Raw genomic sequence first — 5,928 nt, 5'->3', positions numbered from 1 at the left:
GGTCAGGGGGTGGGCGGGGCGGCGAGTCTGAGCAGGGAATCGGCCAGGGTGGGGGAGGCGAGGGCGGCGGCCAGGTCGCGGACGAGCCGGGCGGTGGGGCCGTCGGGGCGTTCGGCGGCGAAGAACTCGCCCAGGAGGGAGGCGAGTTCGGGCTCGCGGGCGGCGGCGACGGTGAGGGCGGCGACGAGTTCCTGGACGAGGTGGAGTTGCAGGGTCTCGACCGGGACGGGCTTGTCGGCGAGCCAGTCCAGCGAGCTGATCTCGGCGTTGGCGATCCAGGCGCGGACGGTGCGGCGCAGGGTGGGGCCGGGGTCGGGGACGCCGAGGTGCAGCAGGATCTGCTCCTGCGCGGCCAGCCGGACCTGGTCGATGACGGCGCCCGCGTCGGGGCCGGCGACGACCGAGCCGCCGCGCAGCAGCGCGGTGAAGCCCGCCGCGTGGGACTGCACGAAGTCGAGGTAGCGGCCCATGACGCGGTACAGGCGTTCGGAGAGCGGCCCCTCGCCGGGCTCCTCGAAGCGCCCGGCCAGCTCCCGTCCGGCCCGGCGCAGCGCCTCCTCGTACAGGGCCTGCTTGCCGGGGAAGTAGTGGTACACCAGCGGGCGGGAGGCGCCCGCGGCGGCGGCGATGTCGTCGATCGAGACGTCCTCGGGCGCGCGGTCCGAGAACAGCTGGAGCGCCACCGCGATGAGCTGTTCGCGGCGCTCGTCGACGCTCAGCCGCCGCCGGGGCGCACGGGCGGCGGGGTGCTGTTCCTCCGCGCGGGGGGCCGCGGGCGGCGTACGGGAAGCCATGCGGCCCACCCTAGGCCCTGTCCGGCCGGTCCTGCCGGGTCAGCCGGTGGCGCGCAGGGCCAGGTAGCGGCGGTAGGCCTCGCGGCCGTCGGGGACGAACTCCCAGGTGCCGAGGCGTTCGGCGAGCTGCTCCTCGGTGAGCCAGTCGTACCAGGCGACCTCGGATTCCTGCGGCCGCACCGGGCCGTCCCACTCGGCCTCGTGGACGTCGGACCACCAGCTGTGCCGGTCGCCGTCGGTGTACAGGAAGCGGAACAGCGGGCGGGTGCGGATCCCGCTGACGCCCAGCTCCTCCTCGGCCTCCCGGACGGCGGCCTCCGGGTAGCCCTCGCCGGTGCCGACCACGCCGCCGACGAAGCAGTCGTACGCGCCGGGGGCGAACGCCTTGGTGTCGGTGCGGCGGTGGGTGAAGATCCGGCCCCGCGGGTCGCGGACCAGGACGAAGACGCAGCGGTGGGTCAGGCCGTCGCGGTAGACCTCGGAGCGGGGGGCGGTGCGCAGCACCCGGTCGTGTTCGTCGACCACGTCGAGGATCTCGTCGAGGTCGGTCGCGGGGTTCTCCATGTCGGCCATTGTGGCGCGCGACGGCGGGCCGTGGTGTCGGAGCGGCGTCACCCGAAAGAGTTGGTATACGCATGGACCGGTCCGGGAATGAACCGGACGAACCGTCAGGAACCATGTCGAGGAGCAGAGTTGAAGAACCGCGCCGTCGCCCTGTCCGTCGCCGCCGCCCTGGTCGCGCTCGCCACCGCGCTGCCCGCCTCGGCGGCCCCCGCGCCCGCCGCCAGGTCCGTCCGCTCGGGCCTGGACTGCACCACCTGGATCCACAACAACGACCCGCTCACCGGAGGCGTCGACTGCACCAACAACACCGGGGGCCCGATCACCTTCCACGCCGACATCGTCTGCGGCTGGGCGCCGGACGTCACGGGCAACTCGGTGACCGCCTGGCCGGGCCAGACCCAGGAGTCCTCCGGCCACTGCGCCTTCTACTCCACCGGCATCGGCCACATCGGGTGGACGGTGGAGTGACGACCGGGGGTGTTTAGGGTGGCAGGGTGCAGATCCAGCAGATCCAGGGGTTCGTGGCGGACGGGTTCGAGCCGGTCCGGGAGGCCTTCGCGGGCAACTTCCGGCAGTACGGGGAGCTCGGTGCGGCCTTCGCGCTGTACCTGGACGGGCGGAAGGTGGTCGACCTGTGGGGCGGGGACGCCCGGCCCGAGGTCGGGGCCAGGCCGGCCCCGGCGGTCGGCTGGCAGGAGGGGACGGCGCAGGTGTTGCGTTCCGTCACCAAGGGGCTGACCGCCTCCGCCGCCCTGCACCTCGCGCAGCGCGGGCTGCTCGACCTGGACGCGCCGGTGGCCTCGTACTGGCCGGAGTTCGCGCAGGCCGGGAAGGGGCGCGTCCCGGTGCGCTGGCTGCTCTCGCACCAGGCCGGGCTGCCCGCGCTGGACGTGCCGCTGCGGATCGAGGACGTGCTGGCCTGGGAGCCGGCCACCGCGGCCGTCGCCGCCCAGACCCCGGCCTGGGAGCCCGGCACCGCGCACGGGTACCACCCGCTGACCTTCGGCTGGCTGGTCGGCGAGGTGGTCCGGCGGGCCGGGGGGCGCAGCGTGGGGCGGTACTTCGCGGAGGAGATCGCCGCCCCGCTCGGCCTCGACCTGTGGATCGGGCTGCCCGCCGCCGCGTCCGACCGGGTCGGCCGGCTGGTCGACCTGCCCGCGCCGGAGGCCGCCAGGCTCGGCCCGGGCGGGACGCGGATGCGCCCCAAGCAGTCCGTGCTGGACGCCTACCGGGACCCGCGCTCGCTGACCGCCCGCTCGTTCGGCTCGGTGCGCAGCAGCGTGGACCTGAACGACCCGGCGGTGCAGGCCGTCGAGGTGCCCGGCGCGGGCGGGATCGGCACCGCCCGCTCGCTGGCCAGGTTCTACGCGGCGCTGATCGGCGCCGCCGACCGGGCCGGTGCGCCCGGGCAGCGGCTGCCCGCGCTGTTCGAGCCGGGCACGCTGGCCGAGGCGGCCGGCCCCTCGGTGCAGGGGCCGGACCGGGTGCTGATCGTCAACACCGCCTTCGGCCAGGGCTTCTTCCGGCACGGCGGCACCTCGCCGATGGCCTCCCCGGCGAGCTTCGGGCACCCCGGCCGGGGCGGCTCGCTCGGCTTCGCCGACCCCGAGCTGGGCATCGGCTTCGGCTACGTCACCAACGGCATGCAGCCGGGCGTCACCGGGGACGTCCGCTCCCGGGCGCTGATCGCCGCCGTCCGGCAGTGCCTGGCGGCGCGCGGCTGAACCGGGGCGCGGCGGGCGTCAGGCCTGGCCGGTCTCGAACCGGCTGACCCGGCCGTCCGGGGCGACGGTGAACCGCCAGGCGGTGCGCATCTCGCCCCAGGTGTCGTTGCGGTAGTCGGCGACCAGGGCGCGGCCGCCGGACTTCTCGGTCTGCACCTCGATGTGCCCGTGCGAGGAGAAGATCTCCCGGTCGACCCAGTCCGCCAGGTCGCGTTCGGCGCCGTCGTCGGACATCGTGGCGTCCTCGGTCAGGGCGGCGAAGAAGGCGCTGCGGTCGCCGGAGTTCACGGCGCCGATCAGGCGGCGGACGGCCGGGTCGGAGAGCTTGTCGACGGCGATGGTCATGACGCTCGGCTCCTTGGTGGGGGATTCGGTACGGGTCGCTGGTCGCCGTCCGGCCGGACGGGCGCCGGACGGACGTGCTTCGACGGGACCACGCGCGACCCCGGCCCGCCAGCCGCCGTGGGCCACCCGGAGCCCGTTCGGGGGTGTCCGAAGGCCGGCGCGGGGCCGTTCCGGGGCCCGGCGGGCGGTCGCGTGGCGGATCCCGACTCCCACAGAATCGTGTGATTTGATCCCGATATGAGGGATTTGTGCACGGAAGGGAGCCCCTGATGGGACCGGCCGAACTGCTCGTCCTGACCTTTCCCGAGGCGACCATCAGCGTCGAGGCGGCCACCGCCCTGGTCCGGCTGCGCGGCGCGGCCGGGGTGCGGGTGATCGACTCGCTGGTGGTGCTCCGGGACGCCGAGGGCGAGACCACCTACGGGGAGCTCACCGACTTCGAGCACCTGCGGGGCGTCGAAGGGCTGGACGGCGACGAACTGCCGCTGATCGGGCCGGAGGACGCCCAGGAGGTCGCCGAACTGCTGGAACCCGGCAGCGCGGCGCTGATCGTGCTGATCGAACACCTGTGGGCCGAGGACGCCGCCGCGGCGCTGCGCGCGGTCGGCGGCCGGATCGCCTCCGGGGTGCGCATTCCGCCGGAGAACATCGAAGAGGCCGTCCGCGCAGCCGAGGCGCGCGTCGCGGCGGGAGAGTGAGGACGGCGTGTTCCGACCGATGAGGCCGATCCGGCCGGTCCGGGCGGTGCGCCCGGTGGGGCGTCCGCTCGCCCGCGGGCTGGTGGTGGGCGGGGCCGCGTACGCCGCGGGCCGGGCGGGGGCCCGCCGGGCCGCCGACGAGCAGGGCCAGAACGAGGCGATCGCCGAACTGCAGGCCGACCAGGACCGGGCCGCCCAGCAGCAGGCCGCCCAGCAGCAGGCGGCGCAGCAGCCGGTCTACGCCCCGCCGTCGGCCGCACCGGCGCCGGCACCCGCCGCACCCGCCGCGGGCGGCGAGGACGTGGCGAGCAAGCTGAACCAGCTGGCGCAGCTGGTCCAGCAGGGGCTGCTCACCCCGGAGGAGTTCGCCGCGGCGAAGGCCAGGCTGCTGGCCTGAGCGGCGTTCCGGGCGGCCCGTCGGGGCCGGTCGTCACCACAGCTGGTCCCACCACCAGGCGATCTCGGGGTAGGACGGCGGGGTGAGCCGGCCGTCGGCGGGCCGTTCGGCGCGTTCGGCCACCGGCAGGATCCCGGGCGTCCGCTCGGTGTAGCGGGCGGAGGTGAAGCCCCACTCCAGGTTGCCGCTCACCAGGTTGGACAACTGAGTGATGTAGCGCTGCAGTTCGGCTCCGGCGCGGCGGGAGGTGCGGTCCGCGAGGCGGAGGAACAGGCACATGGTGCGGTCGTGCAGGGCGGCCGCCTCCAGCAGCGCCCGTTCCCGCTCGCAGCCCAGGTGCCGCTGGAGCGCGTCCACGATGTTGCTCTCCAGCGCGCCGTGGTCGTCCTCGCGGCGGAAGGAGTAGATGTCGGCCGAGACCAGGACCAGGAACTTGGCGGCCTCGGTGAGCGCGTGCACCCGGGGCGAGTCCAGTTGGGACTGCGGGATGGCGGTGCGCTCGCAGACCTCGATGATCTCGATGCAGGAGCGGCTGCCGCGGTCCAGCGGGCCGATCGTCAGGTACTCGGAGAGCGTCATCGGACGGCCCTCGGCGCGGTAGGCGACGACGGCCGCGGCGCCCATGAAGGACTCCAACTGGCTGTCCGCCCAGCGCTTCACGGAGAGCGCGGGGGCCCAGGCGCGGGCCCGGCCGAACACGTCGCGGACGGAGGCGACGTAGATGTCGTCCTCGGTCGGGTGCGAGTTCGCCGAATTGATAACAGCCAGTAGCGTGGCTGCTATGGTGAGTACACGGGAGGGGTTTCGGCTGAGTCGGCCGGTGTCCCACTCGTCGTCCAGGGTGAGCATGCTGCACAGCCACTGGGAGACCAGCTCCAGGCCCGTGGTGCCCTCGGCGTCCCGGGCGATCCGGCAGACGAACTCGTGCGCGCCGATGGACAGCAGTCGTCCGCGCCGTTCGGCGTCCGTGGTGAAGCCCATGGTGTCGAGCCAGAGTTCGGTGCTCTTGCCGACCGCCTCGTGCGCGGGGTGCAGGCTGGACGGGATGGGGCAGAAGAGCGGGGGTATTGCAGCCAACGTGTCTCCAGAGCAACCTGTTGCCGGTACGGCACGGATCCCGTGGGTGCGCAGACCCGGCCGATGGCCTTCCCCCACGAAGATCAATTACACCCGTGTGGCTTGAAAGTTATCCGATCGGATCGTCAGATGCCGTGACTGGTAAGGGATTTGCCCTTGGTGGTCGTGTCTAACCCCGTGTCATATGCCGCTGCCTGGGCGAACGCCGCCCGCACGGCCCGCGGCGGCGCTACTGACGTCGGCTTGTCAGGGTGAGGTTGGGGTGTCGAGGGTCAGGCCGGTGCCGGCTATGAAGCCGTCGAGGGTCTCGGGGCGGTACTGCAGGCGTT

At 73.9% G+C, this 5,928-nt stretch carries 8 protein-coding genes and 1 pseudogene; 4 read left to right on the top strand and 5 right to left on the bottom strand.

Annotated elements, in window-relative coordinates; translation table 11 throughout:
* Nucleotides 1–2 precede the first annotated feature (2 nt).
* Together OO48_RS33475 and OO48_RS33470 are read right to left on the bottom strand one after the other, a co-directional pair.
* On the bottom strand, nt 3–794 hold the full coding sequence (locus OO48_RS33475) for a TetR/AcrR family transcriptional regulator (RefSeq protein WP_081952585.1): 792 nt from the start codon (nt 792–794) through the stop codon (nt 3–5).
* Between the two features lie 39 nt (nt 795–833).
* The gene (locus OO48_RS33470; RefSeq protein WP_033223297.1) at nt 834–1,358 is read right to left on the bottom strand and encodes an NUDIX hydrolase; all 525 of its coding nucleotides are present in this window, start codon (nt 1,356–1,358) and stop codon (nt 834–836) included.
* Between the two features lie 129 nt (nt 1,359–1,487).
* Here OO48_RS33470 and OO48_RS33465 point away from each other — a divergent pair, with 129 nt between their 5' ends.
* Nucleotides 1,488–1,826 (top strand): hypothetical protein, encoded by a 339-nt coding sequence (locus tag OO48_RS33465; protein ID WP_033223289.1) that lies wholly within the window; start codon nt 1,488–1,490, stop codon nt 1,824–1,826.
* Nucleotides 1,827–1,858: 32 nt separating this feature from the next.
* Complete coding sequence (locus OO48_RS33460) at nt 1,859–3,082, top strand: serine hydrolase domain-containing protein (RefSeq protein WP_033223295.1); 1,224 nt, start codon at nt 1,859–1,861, stop codon at nt 3,080–3,082.
* Between the two features lie 18 nt (nt 3,083–3,100).
* Here the strand turns inward: OO48_RS33460 and OO48_RS33455 are convergent, their stop codons facing one another.
* Nucleotides 3,101–3,427: a hypothetical protein gene (locus tag OO48_RS33455; RefSeq protein ID WP_033223287.1), complete on the bottom strand. Its 327-nt coding sequence runs from the start codon at nt 3,425–3,427 to the stop codon at nt 3,101–3,103.
* A gap of 269 nt (nt 3,428–3,696) precedes the next feature.
* Between OO48_RS33455 and OO48_RS33450 the strand changes: the two genes are divergently transcribed.
* Complete coding sequence (locus OO48_RS33450; RefSeq protein ID WP_033223285.1) at nt 3,697–4,125, top strand: DUF6325 family protein; 429 nt, start codon at nt 3,697–3,699, stop codon at nt 4,123–4,125.
* Between the two features lie 7 nt (nt 4,126–4,132).
* Entirely contained in the window at nt 4,133–4,522 is a 390-nt protein-coding gene (locus OO48_RS33445) for an SHOCT domain-containing protein (RefSeq protein WP_245194916.1), read from the top strand.
* Between the two features lie 33 nt (nt 4,523–4,555).
* Here OO48_RS33445 and OO48_RS35655 read toward each other — a convergent pair whose 3' ends face one another.
* Nucleotides 4,556–5,599: a terpene synthase family protein gene (locus OO48_RS35655; RefSeq protein ID WP_051733376.1), complete on the bottom strand. Its 1,044-nt coding sequence runs from the start codon at nt 5,597–5,599 to the stop codon at nt 4,556–4,558.
* Nucleotides 5,600–5,845: 246 nt separating this feature from the next.
* A pseudogene (locus tag OO48_RS41100) lies at nt 5,846–5,928 on the bottom strand (transposase); the annotation flags it as partial.

Source organism: Kitasatospora phosalacinea, assembly GCF_000716545.1.
GTDB lineage: Bacteria > Actinomycetota > Actinomycetes > Streptomycetales > Streptomycetaceae > Kitasatospora > Kitasatospora phosalacinea.
Note: the sequence above shows the minus strand (reverse complement) of the source record. Positions and strands in the feature narration are given on the sequence as shown.